At 58.1% G+C, this 25,708-nt stretch carries 29 protein-coding genes; 14 read left to right on the forward strand and 15 right to left on the reverse strand.

The window, feature by feature from the left end; genetic code table 11:
• The first annotated feature begins 40 nt into the window (after positions 1–40).
• Entirely contained in the window at positions 41–436 is a 396-nt protein-coding gene (locus PFZ56_RS21840) for a hypothetical protein (protein WP_170005008.1), read from the forward strand.
• A 66-nt stretch (positions 437–502) separates the two neighbouring features.
• On the opposite strand, the gene PFZ56_RS21845 is transcribed toward PFZ56_RS21840, so the two are convergent.
• From PFZ56_RS21845 to PFZ56_RS21890, 10 genes are all read right to left on the reverse strand, one after another.
• The gene (locus tag PFZ56_RS21845; RefSeq protein ID WP_102879164.1) at positions 503–1,480 is read right to left on the reverse strand and encodes a LysR family transcriptional regulator; all 978 of its coding nucleotides are present in this window, start codon (positions 1,478–1,480) and stop codon (positions 503–505) included.
• A gap of 82 nt (positions 1,481–1,562) precedes the next feature.
• Positions 1,563–2,516: a peptidylprolyl isomerase gene (locus PFZ56_RS21850; protein ID WP_170005006.1), complete on the reverse strand. Its 954-nt coding sequence runs from the start codon at positions 2,514–2,516 to the stop codon at positions 1,563–1,565.
• Positions 2,513–2,998 carry a YbjN domain-containing protein gene (locus PFZ56_RS21855; RefSeq protein ID WP_102879162.1) on the reverse strand — a complete coding sequence of 162 codons (486 nt, stop codon included), beginning with the start codon at positions 2,996–2,998 and terminating at the stop codon, positions 2,513–2,515. The genes PFZ56_RS21850 and PFZ56_RS21855 overlap by 4 nt, the downstream gene beginning before the upstream one ends.
• A 20-nt stretch (positions 2,999–3,018) precedes the next feature.
• Positions 3,019–3,666: a DNA repair protein gene (locus tag PFZ56_RS21860; protein ID WP_170005004.1), complete on the reverse strand. Its 648-nt coding sequence runs from the start codon at positions 3,664–3,666 to the stop codon at positions 3,019–3,021.
• A gap of 17 nt (positions 3,667–3,683) precedes the next feature.
• Positions 3,684–5,375 (reverse strand): putative porin, encoded by a 1,692-nt coding sequence (locus PFZ56_RS21865; protein WP_170005002.1) that lies wholly within the window; start codon positions 5,373–5,375, stop codon positions 3,684–3,686.
• Positions 5,376–5,415: 40 nt separating this feature from the next.
• Positions 5,416–6,132, reverse strand: a complete 717-nt coding sequence (locus PFZ56_RS21870; RefSeq protein WP_102879159.1) for an energy transducer TonB — start codon at positions 6,130–6,132, stop codon at positions 5,416–5,418.
• A 3-nt stretch (positions 6,133–6,135) separates the two neighbouring features.
• Entirely contained in the window at positions 6,136–6,561 is a 426-nt protein-coding gene (locus PFZ56_RS21875; RefSeq protein ID WP_011061113.1) for a biopolymer transporter ExbD, read from the reverse strand.
• 11 nt (positions 6,562–6,572) lie between these two features.
• Positions 6,573–8,390: a DUF2341 domain-containing protein gene (locus tag PFZ56_RS21880; protein ID WP_102879158.1), complete on the reverse strand. Its 1,818-nt coding sequence runs from the start codon at positions 8,388–8,390 to the stop codon at positions 6,573–6,575.
• Positions 8,391–8,409: 19 nt separating this feature from the next.
• A complete protein-coding gene (locus tag PFZ56_RS21885) occupies positions 8,410–10,083 on the reverse strand; it encodes a ShlB/FhaC/HecB family hemolysin secretion/activation protein (protein ID WP_262379971.1) in 1,674 nt (557 codons plus the stop codon).
• 32 nt (positions 10,084–10,115) lie between these two features.
• Positions 10,116–10,718, reverse strand: a complete 603-nt coding sequence (locus PFZ56_RS21890) for a transposase (protein WP_019093945.1) — start codon at positions 10,716–10,718, stop codon at positions 10,116–10,118.
• A 975-nt stretch (positions 10,719–11,693) separates the two neighbouring features.
• Here PFZ56_RS21890 and PFZ56_RS21895 point away from each other — a divergent pair.
• The 5 genes from PFZ56_RS21895 (at position 11,694) to PFZ56_RS21915 (ending at position 15,319) form a co-directional block, all read left to right on the forward strand.
• On the forward strand, positions 11,694–11,957 hold the full coding sequence (locus PFZ56_RS21895; RefSeq protein ID WP_102879157.1) for a short-chain dehydrogenase: 264 nt from the start codon (positions 11,694–11,696) through the stop codon (positions 11,955–11,957).
• A gap of 254 nt (positions 11,958–12,211) precedes the next feature.
• Positions 12,212–13,267, forward strand: a complete 1,056-nt coding sequence (locus tag PFZ56_RS21900) for a hypothetical protein (RefSeq protein ID WP_102879156.1) — start codon at positions 12,212–12,214, stop codon at positions 13,265–13,267.
• A gap of 475 nt (positions 13,268–13,742) precedes the next feature.
• On the forward strand, positions 13,743–13,910 hold the full coding sequence (locus tag PFZ56_RS21905) for a hypothetical protein (protein ID WP_164919350.1): 168 nt from the start codon (positions 13,743–13,745) through the stop codon (positions 13,908–13,910).
• Between the two features lie 46 nt (positions 13,911–13,956).
• Complete coding sequence (locus PFZ56_RS21910; protein WP_102879155.1) at positions 13,957–14,280, forward strand: helix-turn-helix transcriptional regulator; 324 nt, start codon at positions 13,957–13,959, stop codon at positions 14,278–14,280.
• Positions 14,240–15,319 carry a reverse transcriptase family protein gene (locus PFZ56_RS21915; protein ID WP_102879154.1) on the forward strand — a complete coding sequence of 360 codons (1,080 nt, stop codon included), beginning with the start codon at positions 14,240–14,242 and terminating at the stop codon, positions 15,317–15,319. The genes PFZ56_RS21910 and PFZ56_RS21915 overlap by 41 nt, the downstream gene beginning before the upstream one ends.
• Positions 15,320–15,737: 418 nt before the next feature.
• Here the strand turns inward: PFZ56_RS21915 and PFZ56_RS21920 are convergent, their stop codons facing one another.
• The 5 genes from PFZ56_RS21920 to PFZ56_RS21940 form a co-directional block, all read right to left on the reverse strand.
• Positions 15,738–16,115: a hypothetical protein gene (locus PFZ56_RS21920; protein ID WP_110653312.1), complete on the reverse strand. Its 378-nt coding sequence runs from the start codon at positions 16,113–16,115 to the stop codon at positions 15,738–15,740.
• Positions 16,116–16,139: 24 nt separating this feature from the next.
• Positions 16,140–16,703 (reverse strand): hypothetical protein, encoded by a 564-nt coding sequence (locus PFZ56_RS21925; protein WP_170003956.1) that lies wholly within the window; start codon positions 16,701–16,703, stop codon positions 16,140–16,142.
• A gap of 270 nt (positions 16,704–16,973) precedes the next feature.
• Entirely contained in the window at positions 16,974–17,570 is a 597-nt protein-coding gene (locus PFZ56_RS21930; RefSeq protein ID WP_170003954.1) for a hypothetical protein, read from the reverse strand.
• A gap of 55 nt (positions 17,571–17,625) precedes the next feature.
• Positions 17,626–18,297, reverse strand: a complete 672-nt coding sequence (locus PFZ56_RS21935) for a DUF998 domain-containing protein (RefSeq protein WP_262379797.1) — start codon at positions 18,295–18,297, stop codon at positions 17,626–17,628.
• A 77-nt stretch (positions 18,298–18,374) separates the two neighbouring features.
• A complete protein-coding gene (locus tag PFZ56_RS21940) occupies positions 18,375–19,169 on the reverse strand; it encodes a hypothetical protein (RefSeq protein ID WP_170003952.1) in 795 nt (264 codons plus the stop codon).
• Between the two features lie 592 nt (positions 19,170–19,761).
• Here PFZ56_RS21940 and PFZ56_RS21945 point away from each other — a divergent pair.
• The 8 genes from PFZ56_RS21945 (at position 19,762) to PFZ56_RS21980 (ending at position 25,708) form a co-directional block, all read left to right on the forward strand.
• Positions 19,762–20,262 (forward strand): DUF6896 domain-containing protein, encoded by a 501-nt coding sequence (locus PFZ56_RS21945; RefSeq protein ID WP_394304658.1) that lies wholly within the window; start codon positions 19,762–19,764, stop codon positions 20,260–20,262.
• On the forward strand, positions 20,162–20,593 hold the full coding sequence (locus PFZ56_RS21950) for a hypothetical protein (protein WP_170003950.1): 432 nt from the start codon (positions 20,162–20,164) through the stop codon (positions 20,591–20,593). The genes PFZ56_RS21945 and PFZ56_RS21950 overlap by 101 nt, the downstream gene beginning before the upstream one ends.
• A 355-nt stretch (positions 20,594–20,948) precedes the next feature.
• A complete protein-coding gene (locus PFZ56_RS21955; protein ID WP_102879149.1) occupies positions 20,949–21,695 on the forward strand; it encodes a methyltransferase domain-containing protein in 747 nt (248 codons plus the stop codon).
• 121 nt (positions 21,696–21,816) lie between these two features.
• Positions 21,817–22,626 (forward strand): bifunctional 2-polyprenyl-6-hydroxyphenol methylase/3-demethylubiquinol 3-O-methyltransferase UbiG, encoded by an 810-nt coding sequence (locus PFZ56_RS21960; protein WP_262379795.1) that lies wholly within the window; start codon positions 21,817–21,819, stop codon positions 22,624–22,626.
• 68 nt (positions 22,627–22,694) lie between these two features.
• On the forward strand, positions 22,695–23,768 hold the full coding sequence (locus PFZ56_RS21965) for a M50 family metallopeptidase (protein ID WP_170003948.1): 1,074 nt from the start codon (positions 22,695–22,697) through the stop codon (positions 23,766–23,768).
• Positions 23,769–23,778: 10 nt separating this feature from the next.
• Entirely contained in the window at positions 23,779–23,937 is a 159-nt protein-coding gene (locus PFZ56_RS21970) for a TglA family RiPP precursor (RefSeq protein ID WP_170003946.1), read from the forward strand.
• 63 nt (positions 23,938–24,000) lie between these two features.
• A complete protein-coding gene (locus PFZ56_RS21975) occupies positions 24,001–24,915 on the forward strand; it encodes a DUF692 family multinuclear iron-containing protein (RefSeq protein WP_102879147.1) in 915 nt (304 codons plus the stop codon).
• The gene (locus tag PFZ56_RS21980) at positions 24,905–25,708 is read left to right on the forward strand and encodes a hypothetical protein (RefSeq protein ID WP_110653317.1); all 804 of its coding nucleotides are present in this window, start codon (positions 24,905–24,907) and stop codon (positions 25,706–25,708) included. Before PFZ56_RS21975 ends, PFZ56_RS21980 begins: the two co-directional genes overlap by 11 nt.

Below are 25,708 nucleotides of genomic sequence, written 5' to 3' on the forward strand. Positions count from 1 at the left end.
AACCCCATCACTGAACAAGCAATGCAACAGGAATGACCGTATGTCCTACAAAGATGACCACGAAGCGTATGAACTGAAACAACGGCAAAGCGACGCCATGGAACAAGCCCTGCTTGTAGCTCGTGGCACTCCCCGGGCTGAAGCGGCGGCGATCGTAGAAGCACGCAAACAACTGCAAAACGCCTACGAGGGGAATCCTGGCGTCAACCCGGCGCCAGGCGTATGGATCAACCCAGAGGGCGAGGACCTTGAGGGTGACGTGCCGGCAAACCGGCAGGAGGCCATCAAAGCCAACGCTATCGCCAAAGACCTGCTCGGCGACGAGTTCAGCACCGACACCCAGTGGAACATCGCCCACTTCCCCGACAAGAACACCAGCACCGCCGACATGCCAGACGACTGGGAGGATCTCATGCCCCCTGAAACCAAAGCATGAGCCTGAGTGCCCGGTCCGGACAGCGCCAGGCGTTCGGACCGGGCCACTCCCACGAGGCCGCGCGCCTCAAACAAACCAATCCTCACGCTCGCTGAAGGTGTTGAGGATCAGCTCCACCAGTTGCTGCACCTGTTCCTCATGCTGCACCTGGGCATTCACCGCCAGCCAGGCCCGGCGCTGCATGGGCTCGCTGAACAACCCCGGCAAGGCAGTCAGGCCGCGGTCGAAATGGCTGATGTACTGAGGCAGCAAGCCGATGCAGGCGCTGCAGCGGATCATCTCCAGCATCAGTTCATAGACATGGACGTGCACCACCCCTGCCAGGCGTTGTTCCACCAGGCTGTTCCAGGGCCGGAACGGCTCCACCTGACAGTCGTGCTGCCACTGCACCAGCATGTAGTCGGCCAGGTCGTCGAGGCTGTCGGGACGGGCCGCCACCCGCGAGTAGCGCTTGGCGATATGTGGCAGGTAGTCGATGCGCGCCAGGGGCAGCGGCTCGCGGGTGGCGAAACTGGGCCCCGGCAGCGGTGAGTCTTCGGCCGCCAGCCACAGCACCAGATCGGCGCTCAGGGCTTGCAGGGACAGGTCGCTGTCGATGGAGATGATCTCCAGGCGTGCGCTGGCATTGCGCCGCAGCAAGGCGATCAGGTCGCGACCGAGAATGTCGTGGAGAATGGTTTGCGCCACGGCAACCCGAATCAACGGCTGCTCGATCACCGGCAGCCGCCGCTGGTGGGCCAGGGCAATCAGTTGTGCCTGCAGTTGCAGGCCCTCGCGACTCAGGCTCAAGGCACTCCCCTGATAACAGAACAGTGAACGGCGCAGGTGCTCTTCCAGCAAGGCCAGTTGCTTGCGCAACAGCGTGGCCTTGATGTTCAGGCTGCGGGCTGCCTGCATGAAGCAACCGCAGCGGGCACTGACCAGGAAATACTGGGCGACCTCAGGATCGACCCCGGCGGCCAGGGCCAGCCAGGCTTCCCGGGGTTCCTGGGGCGCAACGTAGGGTGCGACACCCTGGTGTGGAGCGGGTTCGAGAAATGACATTGGTGACTCCCTGTCTTGTTGAGTGTTGCTTCCTTGGCGGGCGGCGGGGACCGTGAGATCGCCTTCGCTGGCAAGCCGGCGCCTACAGCTTGTCCTCCAGTACCTGATTGAGCACCGCGCCATCGATGCTCAGGGTCGCGGTGTTGAGCATGCCTTCCAAATAGGCCTTGGCGATCTGTTCCTGGCGCTGGGCGCGCAGGGCCTGGGTCAGGCGATCACGCAACTCGTCCAGGCTGGCAGTGCGCGCCGGTTGCTGTTCGGTGAGCTTGAGCACATGGAAACCCGCCGAGCTCTGCACCACCTCGGAGACGCCACCGACCTTGAGCCGGGCCACGGCGCTGCGCACTTCCGGCACCAGTTGCTGCAAAGGTTGCAATCCCGCGTCGCCACCGCGCTGGGCGCTGCCCGAGTCCTGGGAATACTGCGCCGCCAAGGCGGCAAACTCACCCGGCGCGGCCTGGGCCTTGCGGCTCAGTTCCTGCGCTTGGCGGCGTACCTGCTCGGCTGCCTGAGGATCGGCGACGCCCAGGAAGATCTGGCTGACCCGGTACAACGGCGGGGTCATCCACGCCGACTTGCCGCTGTCATAGGCCTGCTGCAGTTCGGCGGCGCTGGGGTAGTCCGCCGGGACCTGGCTGACCGACTGCAGATAGTCGCGAAACACGATCTGCTCGGTGGCGGCGCGGGTCTGCTGCTCCACCTCCGGGCGCTGGCGCCAGCCCTGGGCATCGGCCTGTTCCAGCACGGCCTTTTCCGCCAAGCGCGAACGTATCCAGGCTTCCAGGGCCGGGCGGTTGCCGCGCAATTGCGCCCGGGACTCCTCGGGCAGGCTGGCGAACAGCGCCTTGAGTTCCTCGGCCGCCACCTGCTGATTGCCCAGACGCGCCACCGCCGGCGTGCTCGCCGATTGCTGCAACACGGCCGGTGCCGGCTGCTGCGCCGCCACAGGGTCGTTGCCCGGGCGCAGGGCCAGCCCCAGCGCCAGGCCAAGCAGGGTCAGTGCCCCGGCACCGACCACCAGGGTCGGCTTTTTCACAGGCTCACCGCCTCTTCACGGGGTTGCTCCGCCGACGTCTGAGGCTGCTCGACCTGCTCCTGCAAGCGCGCCGCCTGCTGGCTGTATTCACGCAGGTAGACGATGAACTCCTGCAGCAACCGATCCCACAACTCCAGCTGGCTGCGCAGGTGAGTCTCGCCGACCCCCGCCACCACCACATCCATCTCCATCACCAAGAACTCGCCCTGCAGCGACAGCCGGGCAAAGCGCCGCGAAGCGTTCCACAATTGCGCCAGCCCCGCCGGCAGCTCGCCCTGCACCCGCAAGGCGCAGCTGTAGGTGAAGTCCACATAGTGCCCGGCTTCGCTGCCCGGGTTGCCGAAACGCACGGCGTAGCCGATGCCCTGGCTGGCGCTGAGCAGTTGCACGATGCCGTTCTGTTCGGTCTGGTTGACCCGGTAGCCGGCGCCTTGCAGCAGGTCGGTGAGGCTGTCGGTGGTGACGCTGGTAATCAAAGTCATGGTCATCTCTTCCCTGGTGATCAGTGGGCGCTCGCCGCCCGGGGGGCGTCGAACTGGGTCTGGTAAAGCTCGTCGCCAAAGCCCTGGGCCAGTTCCTCGAACTTGACCCGGGCGCTGCCGGCGAAGGGCTGGCGGATTTTCACCAACTCAGCCACGTCGATTTTTTCGTAGGCCGCCAGGATCTGTTTGGCGACGCCGTACATCTGTTGATTCTTGACCGCGCATTGCTGCACTTGTGTGTCACGTTCGCTCAATTGCGCCTGCAATTTCGCCCGCTGCGCCTCCTTGCCCCGGGCCAGCACCAGCAGGTCCTCATAGGCTTTCTTGAACTTGCCCAACTGCTCGCTGCTGGCCGCCGCCTGGGCTTGGGCCTGGCTTTGCAGGTTCTGCTGCTGGCTGGCCAGTTGCTCGGCCACGCCGCGGGTCTTGGCCAGCTCGGCGCTCAGTTGCTTGACCTCGGCCTGAGCTTGCTTGGCCGCGTTCTCGGCGGCGATCCGCGCCGCCGCGGCCTGGGCCTGCTCGCTTTGCAGGGCCTGCAACTGCTGGGTGGTGCTGCGCAACTGGGTGCGCAGGCGCTCCTCCATGCCTTCGGCGCTAGCGCTGGCGCTGGCCAGCACGCCCCAGGCCACTAACAGGCTGACCGCCCCTGCCCTCGCTCGGCTGTTCATAACCTTCCTCCTGATGCTTAGAAGCGCGTGTTGAGTTCAAGCTGCATGACGTCGACTTCATAACGCGGCCCGTAGACTTCCGAGGCGCTCATGTAGCGGGCCGTGGCGTAGATGTTCTTGTCGATGCCGTAATTGCCGCCGACGAAATAGCCCTTGGCGTTGGTGCCGCCCAGGTGGAACGAGGAATCGTTGAAACCGTCGGGCAAGGCATCGGGCTGGATGTACTTGTAGCCAGCCAACAGGTTCCAATCGCCGGACTTCTTCATCTCCAGGGCGTTGCCCAGGGTGAACTGCACCAGCAGCGCGTTGCCGCCACTTTCGAACTGACCGTTGCGGTTGATGTTGTTGACGATCTCGCCCTCGCTGCGCTTGAGCATCTCGCCCTTGTCGTAGGCCAGGTTGCGGATGAAGTTGGTCTGGCTGCGCAGACGCAGGTCGTCCGGCAGCTCGGTGTCCCAGGCCAGGTTCAGGTCGAGCACGTCGAACTTGGAGGCCAGGCCGACGAACTGCGGCTGCGGGGTCAGGCCCGGGGTGGCCGGGTTGGGGGTGATGTCACGCAGCAGGAACACGCTGTTGCCCTTTTGCATGAAGGCCACGCGCGATCCGTCGGTGTCGCAGCCCGGGGCCCCGGCCCAGGGCGCGCAGGGACTGGAGCGCTGGCCTTCGATGTCGTCGAAGCGGTAGTAGGCCAAGGCGCCTTTGAGGCTGTTGCTGCGGTTGATCTTCCAGTTGGCGCCGATCTGCCCGCCGAACAGCCACTTGGTGTCGCTCTCGTTCTTGTCGAAGCCGTTGCTGGTGGCGGTGTCGTTGGTGTACTCCACCGGGAAGGCGCCCAGGGTGCCGAACAGGCCCCAGTCGCTGCCCAGCTTGTGGTTGAAGATCGCCGCCACACCGTCGAAGTTCAGGTCGTTGGAATACAGCATGTCGGTTGCATAGAACGGGTTGGCGATCCGCCCGCCGGTCAGGGTCAGGTCCTGGCTGGCCTTCCAGGTCAGGTAGCCCTGGTCGAGCCAGATATCCTTCTTGCCGAAGCCGCCGCCCAGGGTCTGGGTGGTGGACACCGGGTTGTTGTCCGAGCCGGTGCCGATGCGGATGCCGGCGGTCCATTCCGGCGAGATCACCGCCTTCATCCCCAGGCGCGCCCGCAGGCGGAACAGGTTGTCGCGGTCCTCGCGGCTGTTGAGCAGCGGCGGCAGCTTGCTGTTGGTGTCCTTGTTGACGTCGTAGGGGCCGTTGTCGTTGAGCTTGGCGTAGTCGACAAGCTCGTTGCTGTTGTTGTCGGCAAAGAACCGCGATTCCTGGCGCAGGCGGATGTCACCGTCAAAGCTGATGCGCGAGACCCAGTCCGGAAAGGTGTTGGGCTGGGCCCAGTTTTCCTGCTTGGCGGTGGCCATGACCTCGGCCTTGACCTGATCGCGGATCTGCTCGCGGACGATGGCCGGTACGTATTGCACCCGCACATCACCGGGCGCCGCAGCGGGGCCGGTAGCGGCCACAGCGGTGGCGGCGCGGGCCTGCTGGGCCTCTTTCTCGGCCTGGGCAATCAGCCCGTCGGCCTGCTCCTGCTTCAATACCCCCTGCTGCACCAACAGACGGATCAGGTTGATCGTGGCGTTCTCCGAAGGCGCGGCGGCAGCCGCGGCCTGTCCGGCCAGGGTCAGGGCGACCATGCCGAGCGCCAGGGTCAATCGATTCACGGTGGAAATCATCTGCACACAACTCCTGTAGAAACTGCAAATAGGGGTTCGCTCATTCCGGACGCCGGCCCTTGAGGGACAGGCGCACCGGCAAGGTCAGGGAGGCCGGCATGCGCTCTTTCAGGCGCGGCGTGGCCCGCAGTGCCGCCAGCACCTGCTGGTCGGTCTCGGGGTTGCCGCTGGAGCCGGCCAGTTCGGCGCGGGTCACTTGCCCGTCGGCGCCGAGCCACAGGTCCACCTGCAGCGCATAGGCCTTCTTGCGCAGCTCCGGGTCCTCGCGCAGCGCGCGCTGGAAGGTCGCCGCCAGGTACTGCTTGTAGGTGCCGGTGCCCAGCCCGCCGCCACCGGCGCCGGCCATGCCGCCGCCCTTGCCGGCACCGACGTTGAAGCCGTCGTTGCCGGACTGGGCATCGCCGTCGATCTGCATCGGGTTGGCCAGATCGTCCGCCGGCGATGGCGGTGCTTCTTCCTCCGGCTTGACCTCCTCGGGGGTGGGCGTGGGTTCGGGTTCCGGGATCTTTTCTTCCACCGGCTCCGGCTCCTTGGGTTTTTCCGGCGGCGGTGGCGGTGTTTCCGGAGGCGGCGGCAGCGGGATGATGGTTGGCACTTTGGGCGCCTCCCGGCGCACCCCGGCCATGTCATTGGCCCACTGCCACAAAAACCAGGCGGCCACGGCCCCCAGCAGCAATCCGGCGCCCCACTTCAGCAGCTGCACGGCTCGCGGTTTGTTCTGCACCGGAGGCAGTTCGATGGGTTGTTGTGCAGTCATGGCTCAGCCCTGGCTCGGTTTGCCGGTGACCAGGCCGACCTGGGACAACTCCAGGCGGCGCAGCAGGTCGAGGACTTCGATGACCTTCTGGTACTGCACCGTGGCATCGCCACGGACGATGATCGGGAAGTCCGGGTTCTGCGCCTTCTCGATGCGCAGGCGCTCTTCCAGCTCGCCCAGGGTCACCGGGTAGGCATCGAGGAACACCTGACCGCCGTCGTTCACCGAAATGGCCTTGGTCTTGGCCTCGGACAGCGACACCGAGGCGCTGGCCTTGGGCAGGTGGATCTGGATGCCCGAGACCTGGGCGGTGGCGGTGAGGATGAACATCACCAGCACCACCATCAGCACGTCCACCAGGGGCGTGATGTTGATGCTGTCGACGGCGGCATCGTCTTCGTCGTCATGGGAGGCGTTCACGGAAGCCATGGCAGTTCTCCTCAGGCCGGAACCGACGCGTTGCTGTGACTGACCCGCCAGTGGGCGTTCTCGCTGTGCTGGCTCTCGCCATGCAGCTCCGCCAGCCGGGTGATGAACTCGTCGACGAATACCCGCATGTCGGCGCCGACTTCCTTGTTGCGGGTGATCAGGCGGTTGTAGCCAAACAGCGCCGGAATCGCGACGAACAGGCCCATGGCGGTGGCCAGCAAGGCCGCGGCCATGCCCGGGGCGATGGCGTTGATGTTGACGTCACCGGCCATGGCGGTGCCGAGGAACACCACCATGATCCCCAGCACCGTGCCCAACAGGCCGATGTAGGGGCCGCCGGCAATGGCGTTGGACAGGGTCGAGAGCTTGGAACTCAGCTGCTGGTTTTCCCGGGTACGCACTCCGTCCATGGAGCAGCGGATGGCCTCGATGGTGGCCGCCGACACCGAGGAGGTATCGGCGCCCTGCTCGCGGCGGGTGCGGATCTCTTTCACCGCCACCAGGTACAGGCGCCACAGCGAGGAGTGCTCCAGGCGACTGGCCAGGACCTGATCGTCGGCGAACATCTCCAGGCGCGTACCGACCTTGGCGAACTGCTCGCGAAACAGCGCATTGGCGGCGCTGACCCGGCCGACCATGCGGTTCTTGCGCAGCATGATCACCCAGGACTGGATCATCATCCCCACCAGCACCAGGATGATCACCCAGGCATCCACCGGCACCGCCTTGAGCAGGAAGCCCAGGCTGCCGAAACCGAAGCCCGACTGTTCTTCATCGACGCCATAAGCCACCAGCTTCGACTCCGCGCCCTGGGCGCTGGCATCGGCCAGGATCAGTGCCGCCGGACGCGCCACCTTGGACAGGCGCAGCTCGTCCAGGGCCCCGGTGAATGGCAGGAAGTGGCTGGCCTCGGCCCCGGCAGCCGGCGGCAGGTCGGCACCGATGGCCAACGGCGAATTGAAGGTGGGAATGGCCTGGGCCAGGCTCGCGGTCTCGCGGCCGTTGACGTACAGCGCGAGTCGGCTGCCCTCGCCGCTCAGGGCCAGGTGCTGCCATTGCCCCGGGTTCAGCGGCTGGGTGGAGGCGGCGCGCTGGCCGTCCACTTCGACGAAGGGCAGGCCCTGGTTGATGCCGACCAGCAAGCTGCCGGCGCCTTCGCGGCGGGCCAGTAGCAATTGTTCGCCGCTGGCCTGATCCAGGCGCACCCAGGCGCTGAAGGTGAAGGCGCCGCCAGCGTTGTGCTGCAGCGACGGGCTGGCCGGCAGTAACAGCGGCTGGCCGCTGAACTGCAAGGCCCGGCCGATGACCCCGTCAATCGCCGCGCCGGTGGCGTTCTGCGCGGTGTTGCCGTAGGCCGTGGTGTCTTTGGCCGGAGTGCCGTTGCTGCCGTCGAAGTGGTAGATCGCGGTGTAGCTGGGGTCGAAGGTCAGCTGGCCATTGGCGGTGCTCGGGGCCTTCTGGTTGCCGTAGTACATCCAGATGTCCTGGCGCTGGCCGCCTTCGACCTTGGGCACATCGACCCAGATCAGCGCCATGCCCATCAGCGGGTCGAAGCTTTCAATCTGGTGATTAAGCAGAGTCTTGTCATCGGCGGCGACAAAGCGCAGGTCGGCGCCGTCTTCCTTGACCCCGTCGAAGGTGAAGTTGCCGGTGTGCAGGCGCACCAGCAGCGCGGTGCGGCCCAGGGCCTCGTTGATGGCGGCGCCTTGCGGGGTGGTGTCCACGCTGATCTGCTTGCGGTAATGCCAGTCGTCCTGCCACCAGGCATGGGCCGTGGCCGGGAGCACGAAGCCCAGGCAGATCAACAGGCTCAGGAATAAGCGTTGCATGTGAAGGGTCTCCGTAAAGTCAGAACGTCGCTTGCACGCTGAAGTGCAGGCGCGGGTCGTATTTCTGGGTGTTGGGGCCGTCCTTGAGCGGGTAGCCCCAGTCGAGGCTGCCGGACAGCCACTTGCTCAAACTGGCGCGGGTGCCCAGGCCAACGCTGGCCAGGCTGTATTCGTCCTCCTGCTCGGGCAGCGGGTCGTGCAGGGACAGGTGCGCGCCTTCGGCAAAGGCATAGAAACGCCACTCCTGCACGTAGCTGCCGAGGAACTTGGCCAGGGACGGCGTGCGCAGCTCCTGGGAGAACAGGTAGCCCTCATCCCCGGTGCGCTCGGCGGCCAGATAGCCGCGCACCGAAGTGGCGCCGCCAGCGGAATACTGCTCGTTGGACACCAGGGGCCCCGAAGCCAGCTGGAAGGCGGTCTTGGACGCCGACTGCCAGTCGTTGGCGAAGGTGTAGGTGAAATTCAGGTCGCCCTTGAGCACCGAGAAACTGGCACTGGCCTCATCGCGCTTGTAGTGGAACTCCTCGGCGTCGCTGCCGTAGCCGAAGAAGCGCCGGGGGCCGACGATCAGGTTCAGGCCCAGGCCGAGCTGGGATTTCTCGCTGTAGCGGTAGCCGTTGTAGCCAAAGGTCACCGGGGCGTACTTCAACGGAATCTGGTCGCTGCTGCGGCCAAAGCGCATCTCTTCCTCGAAGTCCTTGAAGTCCACGCCCACCGACAGCGAGTTGGCCCAGTTGCCGGCCGCGGGCAAGGTGTAGATCGCCGACACCCCGTAGGAATGGCCCTTTCCCAGCACGTTGCTGCCACCGATGGTGGCGATGTTGCTGTCGGACTGGTAACCGGAGAACTGCAAGGCCCAGCGCTCGCTCAAAGGCGCGCTGTAGGAGCCAGACCAGACCTTGGCGTTGTCGGTGTCCTGGGGCGCGGTGAAATAGGTCAAGGAAATGCTGTGGCCCAGCTGCCAGAGGTTGTCGTAGCCGACGTTGACCACGCTGCGCAGCTTCTCGGTGTCGGCGCTGTAGTCGTTGTTCAGGCCGACGCTGGCGTGCCAGGGGTTCTGGTCTTCCACTTGCAGGTCCACGTCCATGGTCCCCGGGCGCTGGCCTTCACGCACCAACGGCATGACCTGGCGCCCGGCGCCGCGATTGAGCCCGGCCAGCTGGCTTTGCACCGTGGCAAAGTCCGGCACCTGGCCTTCTTGGAGCGCCGGCACCTGATCGCGGATCTCCACTGGCGAGTAATGCTTGGCCCCCACCACCCGCACCCGACCGACCTTGGTTTCACTGACCTGCAGGTAGACGATGCCGTCCTCGACCTTCTGCTCCGGCAGCTCGACGAACACCGACTGGTAGCCGCGCTCCTGATAGACCTTCTGCAGCGCATCGCGGGCGCCTTCGATATCGGCCAGGGCTTTTTGCGGGCCGAGGAACGGGTACACCGCCTCCTCGATGGCCCGGGCATCGAGCACCGTATTGCCGCGCACGAAGTATTCATTGACGTCCACCAAGCGCGCCGCCGTGGCTTCGACCGCAACCGGCTCGCCCTCCTCGGCCTGCACCGCTGGCGCCAGCGCCAGCAACGTCAACCAGCCGCACAACGGCCACCAGCGCCCGCCACTGCCGGGTCGCCCTGATTTGCCCAGATGCTCCACACCGCCCCCTAAAAAACTGAAAATTGGCGCGCGTACGCGCATTGCCGTCGCCGTCTGCACAGCGTTTGGCCGCTTCAATTGCTGCTGATCGAGGTGTTTTCGTGGCGCGCCAGCCAGGTGTGCAACAGCGCAAAATTCAGCGAGAACTCGGGCATTTGCAGCAGAGCGCCGCAAAACACTTCACCGATGATTTTCTGGATCAACTGCACCGCCCGCGGGTTGTTCAACAGCGTGGCGATGTCGCGACTCAGGACACTGAAGCTCCAGACCTTCTGGTTCAGATCCAGACCGACGAACCAACGGAACAACAGGTTGTAACTGAGCTGTTCATATAGCTGCTGCTCACTGGGCACCGAATACAGCAACTGCAGCAACAGAATGTGCATCACCGTACGCGGCGCGATCAGCATGCCGGGCTCGGCATTGAGGCCCTGGAGCAGATCGCGGTGCTGATCCAGCAACTCATCGATCTGCGGACGCAGCAGCACCAGCGAATGCCCCGGCGGGATATAGCTGGCCACCTCCTTCAAGGCGCCCTGCCAATCATCCTGGGACACGATCCAGACCCACGGCGCCCCGTAGCGATAGACCGACACCGGCTTCTTGCGCGCCGCCTCGACGATCTTCGACAGCCGTTGATCCAGCTCCTGCATGCCCACTTTCGAGTAGCGTTCCATAGTCCCCATAGCCTCACTCCCGGCGTCCCGCCTCGGCTTAAAAAAGTGGCCTGGCGGCCCCCTCAAGCGCGTTACATACCCAAGACGTGCGTGGCCATGTGCTACCGAACTTTTGTCATAAAAGCTTCATTCACAAGAGGAACGTGCAAACGTTGTAGGAGCCGGCTTGCCGGCGAAGACAGCCGGCCGGACAACGCAGACCTGTCTTTATTCCGCGCACGACCAGACCGCCCTCTTCGCCGGCAAGCCGGCTCCTACGGGAAGGAATTGTTGTGCTGGAGAAGGCTGAGAAATGCGCCGCCCGGACGGGCGCGCCGTTTGCCGTGGCTTTGGTTTTGGCTTTTGATCTTGATCTTCAAGCCCCTTCCCAGCCGGCCGAACGTAGGCGTTGCGTAGGGGGCAGCTCGGCAAGGATGCCGAGCTAGCCGCCACCCGGCCATGGATGGCCGGTTGGCGGCGGCCCCCGGAGCAATGCCGGAGGGAGGGAACCCCGAGCCCCAGCGAGGGGCCCATGGAGGGGCAAGCCCTTTTGGTTACTTTTACGGCGCTTGGTAAAAGTGACTCGCTGTAAGAGCGAAACCGCCAGCGGCCGCACCCGCAGCAACGGATATGTACCCCAACCCCCCAGAAAAACTGGCCGGCTCTCAGGCCGCCAAGTCCCCCTCCGCAATCCTACAAAACTTGCAGACGCGTCTGACTTGTCCCCCCAAGACCCAACGCCCATAGTCCCCACTCGCCCCAATGGCGACCGGGTTTGGCGACCTGGAAATCAACCAACAGGCAGTCACGCTTGCAGCGCTAGCCGTCGAACATTTATGGTCACGGCTGCCTTTCTATGGTGGCTGTGCGCGGGAGACCTTCAGGGTCTGCCGGTTTTCTGTTGGTTAATCCGGTTCGCCAACCTGCGTACAGCTGCCACCCTTTCGTTTGGCGACGATCTGAGCAGCTCCCTTAACCAACAGCGGAGTGATCCTCATGAACCAACGATTTATTCCCATCACCGGCATCGACTGCCTGATTCCCTGCCTCTTTATCGACAAGACCGCCCCCTTGGACGTGCTGCACGCCAACGGCGCCGCACGTTTACTGGCGGTCACTCAACTGCTGGAAAGCCTCTCCCGCGCAGAACTGAAGAATGCTGACGACACCGATCTGCAACATATCTCCAACGCAGCGGCGATTCTGCTGCGTGACAGTTGCGACCTATTGGGAGTGATGGGCTGGCGGCTTCAAGCCTGACGCCTGGACGCTCCGCGCTGCTTGGTAGCGCGGAGCGTTTCAAATGGGGTCTTGGACTTTTTAGGGGGGAAAAGTCTTTTAAAAGTGGCTGCAATCGGCCAAGAGTGGACGTTCGACTAGGGATCTTTTCAGCCGGTGGCAGTTATCCCATACCCAGCGCGCCGCGCTTTCAAGCTCTCTTAAGGCGACAGTAGCCCGGTCTAGAGATTGCGAATGTATATTGAGTGACCCCTTCCATCTGCTTGGGAATAGTGATGGCTGACCAAGAGTACGACGAGATGATGGCTCGCTATTTAGCGGACATCGAAAAACTGTCCCGCGAACGGCTGACCGATGCATCTGACCTGATTGCGAAGTTCATGGATCTAGCCGCGTCCAAAGGAGTGATCCTCGGTACGGAGAACTTCGAGTACATCCAGACCATCGGCATCGTTGCTAAGGCGCAAGGCATTGCAAGAACGCTATTAGGACCAATTAAGGTTGAGCGCGATGGACTGTTGCCGTTCAACGAAATCGCAAGCCGATTTTCTCCCAGCCCCCATTTCGAAGGATGCTTTACCGGTCCCGATTTTATTTTGATGGCACACACCGGTTACCGAAGGGGAATGCATCCGGTCAACAACTGGGCCCCGAGGTTTATAAACCTGTTCTGGCGGTTCGACAGTTCCGGCATAGAAAAATACATTGCCCTCGACGAAGACCGGGTCCGGATCGACGTCGGCGGGCTAGGCTATTTCGAGGCCGACACTTGGTACGGTGCTCCCTTCGACGAGGAAATACGAAACATCAAAACCGGAATTGCCAAGCTGCGCCCGCCCCTGGATCTCGAACCTCGACACATTTCTTTCTTATTTGCCAGCGCGTACTGTCTCGACATCAAATGGAGCGAGTTAAATGGCATCAAGTCGTTTCAGGCCCTGGAAATGAAGACGGAGGACATTCGGATCGAGGTTGAAGGGCAGCACTACTTCCCCGCTCGCTACCTGCACGCCGAGTTCGATCTCGCGGCCAACTGTTTCAGACACTTCGACGGCGCGATACAGCTTTTCACGGAAGACGAATATTTCCGGAGGCGCGATTCCGATTTCAACATGACGATGAAGAACCCTGCGCACATCAAGGCCAGATCACGCAAGCTCTTCAAGATAAATGGCCCGCTGAAAACGAAAGACTGGGTCGAATTCTGCTGCCACTTCTACACTGCCAACCCGCTCACCTTTGAGTATTTCAGCGGTGAATACCCGAAGCACGTCAACGAGACTCTCGAAAAGATCAGGGATAAAGCGTCGAAACTCACCGGCGAGACCTAATCTCGCTGCTGGGTTGGTTGAAGAAGACTCCGACATGCGTTGACTGCTGGCCTTGGTGACAGGCAGAAAACGGCCAGAAGCAACCTGTCGTGATGCGTGCATCATTTCCCCGGTGCTTGGGCGGCTTGGCTGTAGGGATCTTGAATATGAGGCGTAAAAATCTAGGAATTAATTTCGCTTTAAGCGAAATTAATTTTTGATTTTGTCCGCAGATGGTTGTACTTTTCATCTGCGGTAAGGAGATTCTCGCTTGTTGTGAGGGCTTCGGCCTAGTGGAGGCTTGCCTCTAATCCTTCCCCACGCAGTTCGCCCGCCCGTCCGTGATGCCGGGAGCGCGATATGCCGGGATACTGATTCCGTGCGAGACGGAATCAGGTGATTCAGATGGGGGGACAGACACTGCTTGATCCTTCTTCAGTCCAGTTGCGTGCGAGAGCCTGGGTATAACACTCAGGTGCCACTGGAGCTCCAAAAAATGAAGATTGAAAAACCCGCCAAGCAGCGTTCGGATGTGTGGAAAAGTAAGCGTAAGCGTGTCTTATTTCGTTGTTTTTTTGGTTTAGTGAAAATCATTGTTCAGGCTTTTTTGATCATTGATAAGATCTGGCCAAAGATTGTAGATGCTTATCGTGAGCTTTTCTGAGCGTCCTAACCCCCGCTGTTGTCACTGTATGGTTTGAGGACTTCCAATGCTAAACCAAGCGCTTCGCTTGATTAGGTCGTACCACGATCTATCACAAACCGAGTTGGCCGAGGAGCTCAGTGTTTCAAACTCACATCTCTCGGAAATTGAGTCAGGCAAAAAGCAACCGTCACTGGAGCTCTTGAATAAGTACAGCGAACGGTTTGATGTTCCTCTTTCGTCTATTTTGTTTTTTTCTGAAAATCTAGATACTACCAAGCCCTTGGATAATTTTAGATCTAGTGTTGCTCGCAAGGTCATTAATATAATGGAATGGGTGGGCAACAAAAATGAAGCAAAAGCCAGTAGAAAGTCACATAAAAAACTATAAGTCCTATGCGCTAAACCAATGTGCGATGTTCAATACATCATCAAGAACAAGGCTTGCTGCGATCCTGTTGAAACCATTGCACCTGATTATGGAGAGTATTGGCTCATATAGTAAATTTAAGAAAGATCCTAAGCCTGATCCGTTCTCACACAAAAAGCCCCGAAGACCTCGTTCTGTGCAAAAGCCCAAGGGGGAACTTCTGCATATCCATAACCGTATGCTAAGGCTTCTTAAACGGGTTGTTGTTCCTGATTACATGCAGGCAGCTTTGGCAGGCACGTCCTATCGCAAGAATGCTGCAATGCATGTGGGCGGGCCTTGCGTTGCTACGCTAGATATCAGAAATTTTTTTGTAGCGACTAATAAGTCAAAGGTATTCAATTTCTTTGAGACGGATCTACGGTGCACTGGTGATATTGCGAGTATTTATTCTGAGCTCGTCACCTGCAACGATTCTCTACCTACCGGCAGCCCTTTGAGTCCGCTGATGTCCTTTTATGCAAATAAAAGGTTGTTTGATGAACTTGATGTGTTAGCTCGTAATAATGGCTTTATTTTTACCTGCTACATAGATGATTTGACATTTTCAGGTAACAATATAAGCGGGTCATTTTTGTGGGATGTTGAAAGGATAGTTCACTGCTACGGCCATGAGGTTACTGCGGGAAAAACTAGGTTGTTCAAGGCTGGTCGTCCGAAACACGTAACCGGTGTAGTTCTGTTTGATAATGAAGTTAGTGTCCCGAATTCTCGGTATAAAAAGCTAAGAAATATCAATGCTGCTTTAGAGGGGCGTGCGAGCATGCACGACTTTAGTGAGGTAGAATTGCTGAATATGAAAGCGGGCGTGTTAGGTGAAATTGCTTATCTAGACCCTAAAAAAGGCTTTCTAGCGCGCCGCGCGATTGATGAGTTGAAGCTGCGAGATCTTAAAATTCTTGGTGATGGGAAATTAAAGATTTCGACATCTCCACCCGCGTATCTTTCTCCTGGTGAGGTTCCACCATGGCAGCCTCTTCCACTAGCCACTCCAGATTAGCTAGTGAATAGTCCAGATCTCATCTTAAATCGGCCCCAGTTTGCCGGAGACCATCAAGCCTTAAGATGGTCTCCCAACATATGCGAGACCGTCCCCTTAACGTCGATTTTTGACTACTGCCAAGGGCCGCTTCTGGCCGGTTCCTACCCTTCGTGAAGTGCCGCTTTGGGGGACTCTGTACGAAAACCCGGAACTCCAATCATGGCCCCTCGTTAGCTCAGTTTTTGTAAAGCCCCTACTCCTCTACAAGAAGGAATTCTGCAATTGCAAAGCGTTACGAGTTCTCGGATGAGACCTGGTACAGGTTGCCGATCTCTTCGCCCCCCAAAGTGGGCCATGCACGCGCCTGTAGCGCAGGTCGACGACCACTGTCTTGATGTGCCTGTTCGTGGCATCTGCCCTCGCCAGTGGCCCATTCCTACCCTGCCGGCCCCATCTCGACCGCTACACAACGCCCTTTCGTTCGCACCTTTTCCACCAGTCGTGCTCTGTTGACGAACACATTGATTTCGCAACTGCCTGAGTGCTGCACGTCTTCCCAGTATTCTGCGTGCACAAGTTGCCCGTTCTGCGGCCCCGTGTAAGTACCCGCTGCTTCACGTGAAACATAGCTACTGTCACGTACATATCTGAGCACGACCATATCTTCCTCCGGCGCCACCATGATCTGCCTTGGCACGCCGAAGAAGTCGATCAGTTCGCCCACCGGGCGATCTTTCCAGGCACTGCTGGCCGACAATGATGCGCAGCCACTGAGCAAGGTGGCGAGCAGGGCCAACATAAACAATCGGTTCATAAGGTCTTCTCCCTGAAGGCCGCGTTACTTGGCAGACATCTGCGCGAACCCTTCATCTATCTTCTGCATGATGGCCGCCTTGGCCGCCTCGCGATTCAATATCTCGAAGAACTGCGGCCCTGCCTTGCTCATTTGCGACGCGGACATCACACCCAAGTGCTCCATCTTCTTAGCCTGGCGTTCAGTCGGCTTACAGACAAAGTCACGGCTTTGTGCCAGCCAGGCGTCAGGTTTGCTCTGCCACTGGCTGGAATACTTCGCATTGCGAAATTCATTGAACACGCTGTGGAAATCCGCCGCATCCATGATGCGCACGCGGTTCTTCGCACAATCGATTTCGACATCGTAAGAGGTGAAGTTGGGTTTGCCGGGCTCTTCGTAAAGTTGATAGACACCCAATGATTTCGCGCCACCTGGACGATTGATGATGTGAGTGGGGTCGCCGTCGGCGATGAACACCTGATTCTTGCCCAAGGCACCCTGGTAGTGAACGACCCAGTAGTCGCCCTTCAGCACTTCGCTCGCCTGGGCAGCGAGGGCACTACACAGTAATGCGGCAGGCAAGAGCTGCCTTGTAAAAGCGATCATGGGGGCGCTCCTTTGCCGTTATTTTTGAAGGCAATAGCTTCGCACCCTGAACATGTAGCAAAGGGCTATCTAGCACATCCGTCCTATGTCTTTGACGAGAACAGCGGTCGCAAAACTTCCTGGAACTTGCTCCCTGAGAAAGGTACCGACACCGGCGAGTCCAAACGGGTAGCTTCCAAGAACCGCAGACACTTAGGCAAAGCCCCTACCAAGTGACAGGGCGTTTCCATGCTGCCTTTCTGAGCATCAGTTCAATAGCGCCGTATCGCCCTACCCCAACTGCAAAAAGAACCGACCAATCCCCGCGCCTGTCCTCTCTGAAAAGTCCTCATCCAGAAACAGATACCCCATGCCATCCGAAAGCACGCCTTTATGCTCAGGCAGCGCTCTATCCAGATCGCCCCCATAAATGGAAACCCTTCTACGCCCTGCCCCCGCTGAAACAGGCGACTGTAGCCAAGCGTCCACGCCATCCAACTTCGAAGCCAGGTTTTCATCATCGTCCACGTCGGCGTTCACCCCTAGCCGCACCGTCCCGCGATCTGAAATCGGCTGAGCCGCCTCATTCCGCTCGGAACCGGCTCGAACGTAGCCCATGACAATTGCTTGCGAACGACCGTCAATGGCGCGCAGCTTTCGATAGTGAGCCACTTCACCCGGCTGATACGGCATAAAAACCGAAACCCAATACTCCCCATCAATCAAGGCCTCTGAAAACCAACTTCCAGGAAAGGCCATGAGGTGTGTCAGCGGCACGCCATCAGGCGAACAGGGCCAAGCCAGATCAGTGGGCAGGCAGGCCCCAGCACCGACATAAGCATCTTTTTTCTCAGGTACTTCACAGGTAAACGTCAGCTCATCAAACATCCGTATCTTTCCGCTTAGTTAATGATTCCAACACGTGACTTTCCAACTGAGAAGTCTATTTAAATGGATGAATCCTCTCGTCATCCGCAGAAATGACCGGGAGCAACTTACTGGCGGTCAACCAGGATATGCCGAATGCGATCAAGCCAACCCGCTCACAATAAAAAGTAAGTCTCGGAATAAAGCCAGATAACGCATCATTAAAAACATGATCAACAACCATCACCAGCATTGAAAAAACTATTGCAACGCCACAGAAGGTATAAATCACCGATCGCCGCCTTGCCTCAACATGCCCCTTGGACTCAGCACGCCCACGAAACAAGTAACAAAAATAAGCCAATATGGAAAACATCACAGCAGCAGAAACATAGTGCACATGAGGTATGGTTTCTATATATCCATTACACCCGCATGGAAATATTGCAACACCAAATGCGGCAACGGCCGCCACTTTACTAAGCAACATCTCTTTTCGCGAAAAGCCATTGTACGCGAGCATAAAAGCAGATATCGCAAAAAGCAACCCAACAAACAAATTGCGCCCCCATTCACTCTCATGATACGAAGCACTTATAGAAGTTATGTCCCCTCCCGAAAGAAAGTCCGTTACATTCGCAAGCACCATGGCTATTATGCCCACTTGCAACTTTATCGTATTGTTATCTATTTCAGGTCGCTGAGGCGTTGAAAGCATAACCTGTTCCTCATATAGTCTGATTTTCATCAGAGCTTTTCAGGTACACCGTTGCCCCGGCGTGAATCGGATTGACAAACCTAGGCGCCGGGGCATTTTAAATCCATCTATAGGTGTTCCATCAGTCTTGTCGACACTGCGGAAATTACATCTTTATCAGACCAATACTCACCATGACTCGCGACGTTCCATGACGAAAGTATGCCGCCGGCATTTATCGAATGGTCATGAACGATATTGTAATTCTTTCCAAGTTGGCGTAATGGCCAGCCTAGTACGTCATCCTGATCATAGTAGTTATCCCAGGTAAAATTGGGGCTTGGCGGATCAAAGCAAACCCTTGCGTCCAGACCTGAGACGAAGATGGGGATATTGCACCCCGTTGTAATTAGATTATTGAGCGACTTCAGCTTAAGAAAATTCGCCTTCGGACCGGTATCGGGTGATGAAAATATATACCTTCCATTTTGGGCATCCCACAGATAATTCGATATGACTTGGCAACCCAAAGACTGAGCAATCAAAACTATTGGCGTATTCGGATCACTACCGCACTCTTTGAATGCAGACAACAAAACATTTTGGATTTCTTTTTGGACAGCTAGATATTTGCTCGGGTCCTTTTGCGCACTGTATTCCAAAGACCCGGCATCCCCAAAACCAAACAGAAAGAATTGTCGTATTTTCAGCGCATCAAGCTCATTGGTTTTCTCCTTCAACATGGCATTCCATAGCTCATCCTGAGGACCTTGTAAAACAGGGGCATACTGTATGTTCTTGAAGGATACTTTATCCCACTTCTTACTCCCGAGCTTTTCGATGACCCCCTCTTCAAGATCTCGAAAATATCCCGGTTTGATTTTCCCCATGCCATGAATCGTTATCAGTGCGACGCTTTTCATGAATGACTCCTTTCTTCGGAAGGTACATCTTACGCTTGGCCACATAGCTGCAATAGTGACCTAGATATAAACCAAGTCGAGCACATATCGCCCGTGAAGTAATATTCCTGAGTCGCCACTATGTAATCAGGAAGCATATTGCCGATTAATACTTGATCTACTGTGGCTGCTGGGGAAAGCATGGTGGTTAGAGAAGAACAGCCAAAAAGTTCGATTTTATATGGAAAAATGTGGAAGCTCGGGCTTGTCGACGTAGTACTACTCATTGGTAGATCCCTCTAAAACACGCTTCATTTAGATGTTTATAGCTCAGATAGTGGCAATGTGCTCCGAGCTCACCAATGAACCAAAAAACTCATCATTGAACGATGCAACCCATAGATAGAGGCCAGGCCCCCCCAAGGTCGACTCTCAAGGTATGTCAAAATTGGCTGCGCACCGGGTACTACAACGCGATGCAGGAACTGATCAAGCGCCTCAGGGGAAAACCAGGCTCCCTGCCCCTTCAACCTCGACGTGAATGCCCATGAACCCGCACCTCGCCCATCTTGTTTCCGACTACCAGGCCAGCATCCGCACGGCTGTCGAACTGATGCAACAATCCGCCATTCCCCTCCCCGCCAGCAACGCCGATTGGGTGGGAACCGATATCCCGGATCAAGGAGAACTAGCTGGCGGTATTCGTTACTTCAAGCACGGTTTTGGCTGCGCCGTTCACTTACCCACAGCAACGGTGAGCTTTGACTTTGGCGAGCAGGGAGAAATCGACGGAGTAACCCTATCGAGGCTGGCCGGCTTTGCCGAGAATAGGCTCCTGGAATACGGTTTTGCGGATGAGAATGAACTAAAGCACTGCTTCGACAACGAAGTGGCAGCAGGCTCCCTAGTGTATTCAGGCTATATCCTTTACTACGTCGCAACCGCCAAACCCCAAGCGAGAAGGCTCGAAGATAGCCACCCCCTTCATCACCCGAGCAACCCGAAAGCACATCATGAAATTCACCTCAGCCGACCAACTCATCGACCCAAAAACCATCGGCTATCGCAGCCTGGGCTTCGGCGAGGCACTGACGATCCCAGCAACGCCCTATGAACTGCGCATCCACCACCGCGATCTGCCGCAATGCTTTCTTGACTGCGCCGACACCTTTGCCGCCGAATGCAAAACCGACGATATCGACCAGGGTTTTGTCGACATTCCGGAGCTTGCACAGCTGGGTTACCCAAGCTTCAGGGCGCTCTTGCAAGGCCATCCCGATCTGGCGGCGCGCCTGGTGCAGGACTACCTGTATTTCGAGTTGTTGTTTTCGCTATTCCCGCATTCAAGCGGCCTTAATGTCGTGATCAACAGCATCACCCGCGTCAGCTCAAAAGAAGGCGTCATGCTGCTGACGGGCGAGACCTACGCTGCCAAACAGTCATGAAAAATCCCTGGCCTCAAGATCGATACCGGGAATCAGGCCGATGATGTCAAACAACGAATCACTATCGAGCGCGGTCCGAGCCCTCTGCCTCGCGGCTTGATGCGCCTTCAAGGCGATGGAAGATCCATCGCCTCAAACAGTGCAACCTCAAGTACCGAGAACATCAACAATCGGTGTGTACTGCGGACTATTCTCAACAGCGTTTTCCCGCACCTTTTTGGTGCGCTCGCACCTTTATTGTTCGCAAAAAAAAATGATGACACGTTAACTAAGACTGGATACTCTCCCGTCCAAGAGAAAGGAATCTCGTTGTACTAGTACACCCCTATTGGTATCGGACAAGGATGTGACATACATGTCTTCCCTAATTACCTCGCCTGCCACTCTCTACGAAACCGTCGGTGACGGCGTAGAGTCGAGTAATGCCTCATGGAGTTTCGGAGGCAGTACCCCGCAACACTTTGACTCCCATGTTTCGAAGTCCGTACCTAAATATAAGGACGGGCATAACATCGTGCTGTCGCTCAGCGACTTTTTTGTAAAGAGTGATAGCACCTGCTACGAACTGGGTAGTTCCACCGGCACCCTCACGCGACAACTTGCACAGCGTCACTGCGCCTCGGTGAAGTGGGTGGGCATTGATGTGGAAGAGGCCATGACGCGCAAGGCGAATGAGCTCTTGAGCGCGTCGCCGCAGCACAACGTCAGCTTCGTTACCGACGATATCCTGACCTTTCCCTATGAAAAAAGTGATCTGATAGTTGCTTATTACACTATTCAGTTCGTGCACCCGCGCATTCGCCAAGCCTTGTTCGATCGTATCTACGAGACCTTGAACTGGGGCGGTGCTTTTATCATGTTTGAAAAAGTACGCGGCCCAGACGCACGCTTTCAAGACATCCTCAGCAGCCTGTATGTAGATTATAAGCGCGACCAAGGTTATAACGCCGAGGAAATCCTGGCGAAGACCAGAAGTTTGAAAGGTGTACTTGAGCCTTTTTCCACGGCCGGCAATATCGACATGTTATCCCGCGCTGGCTTCAAGGATATAACCAGTATTTTCAAATATATTTGCTTTGAAGGCTTCTTCTGCATTAAGTGAATGGGGCTTCATTGTGAGTACAACTATAGAACAACAGTATTTGCAACTATTGCAAATGCCTGAAACCTTTCGTGCGCAGAAAATGGATTGTGAACTTTGCAATTCCAAAGATCATCGGGTTTTGCTGGAAAGTGTCCAGGGCCCCGGTGACCAGGCGGTGGCATTGCCAGTGCTCGGCTGCCAGGATTGTGGGCATATTTTCCAGCAATACCGCTTCGACGAAGCCTTCTACAGCGCTTACTACGACAAGTTCTACCGCCTGAGTTTGTTCGGCAATACGGAGCCGGAGCGCGCCTTCTTTCTGGACCAGGTACGCCGCGGCGAACACCTGTATCAGTACCTGCAAGATGTGCTTCCCGCCAAAGGCAAAATGCTTGACGTCGGTTGCTCCGCCGGCGGCCTGATGATTCCTTTTGCCAAGCGCGGCTGGACAGTCAGAGGCAATGACCCCGACCGGGCCTACGTCGAATACGGCAAGAATATCGGCCTGGACATCGACCTGGTGGGCGCCGAACACATGAGCCCCACGGGTGATTACAACCTGATCATCATCAATGGTTCGCTGGAGCATGTTCATGACGTCAACCAGGTCATGCAGCTTTGCCGGCAGGCCAGTGCCGAGGACGGATTGCTGCTGATTGAAGGTCGCGCGTTGGGTTATGGCATCAAACAAGGGTTTCTAACCCATAACCATCGCCGCTACTTGAGTGCCAGCAGTATCGAGCACCTGATGTACCGGCATGGTTGGCAGCCGATCCAGACCACCCATGAGCCCGTGTGCGGGCCGACCCGACCGGGGGCGGTGTTCGTACTGGGGCGAGCCTGTGCCCAGCCTGCCACCGAGCACCTCGAAAGCATCAAGGCTCAGGGCCGCAAGGCACTGCAGGAGTCCTACATGCCAAGCCTGCACTCGATGCGACCCCGCACATGAGTGCCTCGGCCTATGCCCTCGAAAAGTCGAGTGCCCGCGTCCATTCCTGTTTCAGGGATGATCTGGTCGTGACACCACCGCCAGCAGACGCGGTCACCCGGCGCTACAACCTCTACGACCCCCGTAGTGATATCGGTTTTGAACTGGGCCAGGCCGAGTACTCACTTGCCTTGCTGTTCGATGGCCAGCGAAACCTGCAAGCGATTGTCGACGCCGCCCTGGCGCAGCATCGAATCAAGGTCAGCCCCGAGAAGCTTGCGCAGTTCGAGCGCAAACTGCTCAACCTGAAACTGCTGAGCAACGAGCAAACGGATCATAAAAAGGACCTGCGCGATCCCGCCACGGGCATAACCTATGGCCCGCTGAAAGAGCATTTGCTGATTAACCTGGTTAAAACCAACCCGCAGCCATTGCTTGATCATCTTTACCGGTTGGCGCCCTGGTGCTGCCGCGCGGCATTCATTTTGCCGCTGCTGGCCTTGTCCCTGTTGAGCTTCGTGTACCTGGGCGCGCACTTGGACAGCTTCATGGCCGATGTCAGCGCCACCTATATCCACAGTTACCGCTGGCTGCTCTGGCACTTCCCGGTGATCCTGACCTCCATCGCCCTTCACGAACTGGGGCACGCGATGGCCTGTCGTCACTATGGGGTCAAGGTCAACGATTTCGGGATCGGCATCTACTTGTTGCTCGCCACCGGTTGGGTACGTCCGGTGCAGACGCAATGGTCGCAGCTACCGCTGAACCAACGGGTGATCACCATTCTGGCAGGCCCCTTGCTCAGCCTTCTGTATGCGGGAGTGGGCATTGCCCTGTGGGCGATGTTCCGTGACACCCAAGGGGTTTTACCCGCCCTTTTCGTGGTGATGATCGTGGCTTCGTGCATTTCCCTCATCCCCACCCTGCTGCCCATCTTCAATGGCGACACCTACCTGGCGATTACCGAAGTGCTGGGGCAACCGCGCCTGCGCCAGCGTGCTTTCAACTATGTAAAGCGCCATTGGCGCAGCGCGCCGCAGGAAAGCCTTTCCCCTGCATTGCGCAGGCTCTACTGGAGCACATTCCTGTTGACCTGCCTGGGCTGGGTCATCGCCTGGAGCTTCATCGCAGCCACCCTGATTCGCCTTTTCAACCACCCATAAGGACAGTGTCATGACTCAACCTACAGTGACTCCGGCTATTGCCACCATGGATGAACCCACCACCACAACCGCCCCGGCCGACGTCGCGCCGCAAGCCCTTACCGATGCACCGTTCGAGGAGTTCGACCTCGACGATATCGAAATCATCGAAAGCAAAGTTTTCGCCTGATCGCTCCGGGCTTCCTCGGCTTGACGTCGAGGGAGCCTCCCCTTCCTCAGACTGGGCAACCACATGGCTCACTTCGTTAAGCCCGAACCGATTGGTGTGGGTATCCAGTACAACCCCGAGATCCTCGACTGGTTTCCATTTGAGGACATCGAAGTCGATGTGCTGGAAATACTGCTCGACAACATCATGGCCCCTATGGATGGCCCGCAGATCATCAAGCCCGCGGCCCAGGCGATGATCAATCGGCTGGCTGAGAAATTCACCTTGCTGGCGCATTCCAACTACGGTTGCGACTTTGGTTTCAGCCCGCTTGAAGAAACCGCCGCTGTGCAACGCCATGTGCCCCTGGCCAAGATGCTGAACAGCCCATGGGTCGCCAACCATTGTTTTTATGGCGACAACTCCTGGCTGGATATCTGGAGCAGCCCGCTGCAGTTTTCCAATGCAGAGGTTCTGCGCTGCGCCGAACGCGCGAAGGCTTTGCAGGCACATTATGGGATGCCACTGGCCCATGAAAACGCCGCCTATTACTTGCAATGCCCGGGTGCAGAAATGCGCGAAGCCGAGTTCCTGGCCCGTCTCGTGCAGCAGTCCGGCACCTTCTTGCACCTGGACTTGCACAACATCTACACCAACCACCTGAACCTGAAAAACTTCGACTTGCGCGACTACCTCGACACCTTGCCGTTGGACAAGGTGATCTCTGTGCATCTGGCAGGTGGCAGCTGGCATGAGGGGCTCTACCACGACTGGCATGACTCGTGTGTGCCCGAACCTGTTTGGGATCTGTACCAGGAACTCATGTCCCGTTGCCAACCCTCGGCGATCATCCTCGAATACCAGGGGCAGGCTCACCACGCACTGACACGCGTGATGGACGCCAACGACGAACACATGATCGTCACCGATGTGCGGCGCGCACAGAACATCTGGAATCACTACACAAAAGCGGCACAGGAGCTGACGCATGGATGCTGAGCAGGTCTGGAAGCTGTGGCGACGCCTGCTACGCGATGAAACACTGCAGCAGCAGTTGTTCGAAGCTCAAGGCGCGACTCAATGGCTGGAGCACTTTCCTGATAACGAGCGGGTGATTCTGCAGGCCTATGGCAGTCAGTTTGAAAGAGTGAAATGGTTCGTCGAGAACTATCAGTTCCGCTTGGTCAATTCCTTTATCAATGCGCTGGAAACCGGCGCGCCGTTGACGCTGCGCGCGCTGCTCAACATCGACCTGGACCTGCCGGCACTGTCCAAGGCATTCCTGCGCCAACAAGAATGGTTCGACTACGGGCCAAGAGTGTATGGCTATTGCGATGCGGCATTGGGCTTTCTGCTCGAGCGCCAGGAACTCGCCGACTACCCGCAGATTCGCGACCTGATGGGCCTTGAGCGCGAATCTGTGCGCCTCTACATCGGGCTGGTGGAAACCAGTGCCGCAGTGCCGGGTACTTATCAACGCACCGATGGTGCACGCATTTACCAGAGCCGCTATGCGCTGTCGCACTGGTTGCGTGATAAAAGCCTGCTCGGGCGTAGCAGACCGGAGGAAGCCAGCGAGCACATCTTGGTGTATTTGCCCACCCCTGAGGCGCGCCACAAATTCACCCTGATCAGCCCGCGCGCTGCGTACCTCTATCACTGCCTGGAGCAACCACAGTCACTCGCAAGCTTGATGCAGATACTGGGTTCCAGCGCCGCACAACCCAGCGGCGAAGACTTGGCACTGCTCGATAAGCTGCATCGACTCAACGCCATCAGGATGCCGGCCTAG

The organism is Pseudomonas danubii, from assembly GCF_042980055.1.
GTDB lineage: Bacteria > Pseudomonadota > Gammaproteobacteria > Pseudomonadales > Pseudomonadaceae > Aquipseudomonas > Aquipseudomonas danubii.

What these genes read in the sequence shown, in the direction of transcription:
- PFZ56_RS21890 (WP_019093945.1), bottom strand. Translation starts at nt 10,718, where the DNA reads ATGGAACGCTACTCGAAAGTGGGCATGCAGGAGCTGGATCAACGGCTG.
- PFZ56_RS21875 (WP_011061113.1), bottom strand. Translation starts at nt 6,561, where the DNA reads ATGGCTTCCGTGAACGCCTCCCATGACGACGAAGACGATGCCGCCGTC.
- PFZ56_RS21840 (WP_170005008.1), top strand. Translation starts at nt 41, where the DNA reads ATGTCCTACAAAGATGACCACGAAGCGTATGAACTGAAACAACGGCAA.
- PFZ56_RS21970 (WP_170003946.1), top strand. Translation starts at nt 23,779, where the DNA reads ATGACTCAACCTACAGTGACTCCGGCTATTGCCACCATGGATGAACCC.
- PFZ56_RS21860 (WP_170005004.1), bottom strand. Translation starts at nt 3,666, where the DNA reads ATGAACAGCCGAGCGAGGGCAGGGGCGGTCAGCCTGTTAGTGGCCTGG.
- PFZ56_RS21910 (WP_102879155.1), top strand. Translation starts at nt 13,957, where the DNA reads ATGCTAAACCAAGCGCTTCGCTTGATTAGGTCGTACCACGATCTATCA.
- PFZ56_RS21905 (WP_164919350.1), top strand. Translation starts at nt 13,743, where the DNA reads ATGAAGATTGAAAAACCCGCCAAGCAGCGTTCGGATGTGTGGAAAAGT.
- PFZ56_RS21950 (WP_170003950.1), top strand. Translation starts at nt 20,162, where the DNA reads ATGAAATTCACCTCAGCCGACCAACTCATCGACCCAAAAACCATCGGC.
- PFZ56_RS21870 (WP_102879159.1), bottom strand. Translation starts at nt 6,132, where the DNA reads ATGACTGCACAACAACCCATCGAACTGCCTCCGGTGCAGAACAAACCG.
- PFZ56_RS21915 (WP_102879154.1), top strand. Translation starts at nt 14,240, where the DNA reads ATGAAGCAAAAGCCAGTAGAAAGTCACATAAAAAACTATAAGTCCTAT.
- PFZ56_RS21865 (WP_170005002.1), bottom strand. Translation starts at nt 5,375, where the DNA reads ATGATTTCCACCGTGAATCGATTGACCCTGGCGCTCGGCATGGTCGCC.
- PFZ56_RS21930 (WP_170003954.1), bottom strand. Translation starts at nt 17,570, where the DNA reads ATGTTTGATGAGCTGACGTTTACCTGTGAAGTACCTGAGAAAAAAGAT.
- PFZ56_RS21895 (WP_102879157.1), top strand. Translation starts at nt 11,694, where the DNA reads ATGAACCAACGATTTATTCCCATCACCGGCATCGACTGCCTGATTCCC.
- PFZ56_RS21925 (WP_170003956.1), bottom strand. Translation starts at nt 16,703, where the DNA reads ATGATCGCTTTTACAAGGCAGCTCTTGCCTGCCGCATTACTGTGTAGT.
- PFZ56_RS21855 (WP_102879162.1), bottom strand. Translation starts at nt 2,998, where the DNA reads ATGACTTTGATTACCAGCGTCACCACCGACAGCCTCACCGACCTGCTG.
- PFZ56_RS21945 (WP_394304658.1), top strand. Translation starts at nt 19,762, where the DNA reads ATGCAACAATCCGCCATTCCCCTCCCCGCCAGCAACGCCGATTGGGTG.
- PFZ56_RS21900 (WP_102879156.1), top strand. Translation starts at nt 12,212, where the DNA reads ATGGCTGACCAAGAGTACGACGAGATGATGGCTCGCTATTTAGCGGAC.
- PFZ56_RS21920 (WP_110653312.1), bottom strand. Translation starts at nt 16,115, where the DNA reads ATGAACCGATTGTTTATGTTGGCCCTGCTCGCCACCTTGCTCAGTGGC.
- PFZ56_RS21845 (WP_102879164.1), bottom strand. Translation starts at nt 1,480, where the DNA reads ATGTCATTTCTCGAACCCGCTCCACACCAGGGTGTCGCACCCTACGTT.
- PFZ56_RS21885 (WP_262379971.1), bottom strand. Translation starts at nt 10,083, where the DNA reads ATGCGCGTACGCGCGCCAATTTTCAGTTTTTTAGGGGGCGGTGTGGAG.
- PFZ56_RS21880 (WP_102879158.1), bottom strand. Translation starts at nt 8,390, where the DNA reads ATGCAACGCTTATTCCTGAGCCTGTTGATCTGCCTGGGCTTCGTGCTC.
- PFZ56_RS21935 (WP_262379797.1), bottom strand. Translation starts at nt 18,297, where the DNA reads ATGAAAATCAGACTATATGAGGAACAGGTTATGCTTTCAACGCCTCAG.
- PFZ56_RS21940 (WP_170003952.1), bottom strand. Translation starts at nt 19,169, where the DNA reads ATGAAAAGCGTCGCACTGATAACGATTCATGGCATGGGGAAAATCAAA.
- PFZ56_RS21980 (WP_110653317.1), top strand. Translation starts at nt 24,905, where the DNA reads ATGGATGCTGAGCAGGTCTGGAAGCTGTGGCGACGCCTGCTACGCGAT.
- PFZ56_RS21955 (WP_102879149.1), top strand. Translation starts at nt 20,949, where the DNA reads ATGTCTTCCCTAATTACCTCGCCTGCCACTCTCTACGAAACCGTCGGT.
- PFZ56_RS21975 (WP_102879147.1), top strand. Translation starts at nt 24,001, where the DNA reads ATGGCTCACTTCGTTAAGCCCGAACCGATTGGTGTGGGTATCCAGTAC.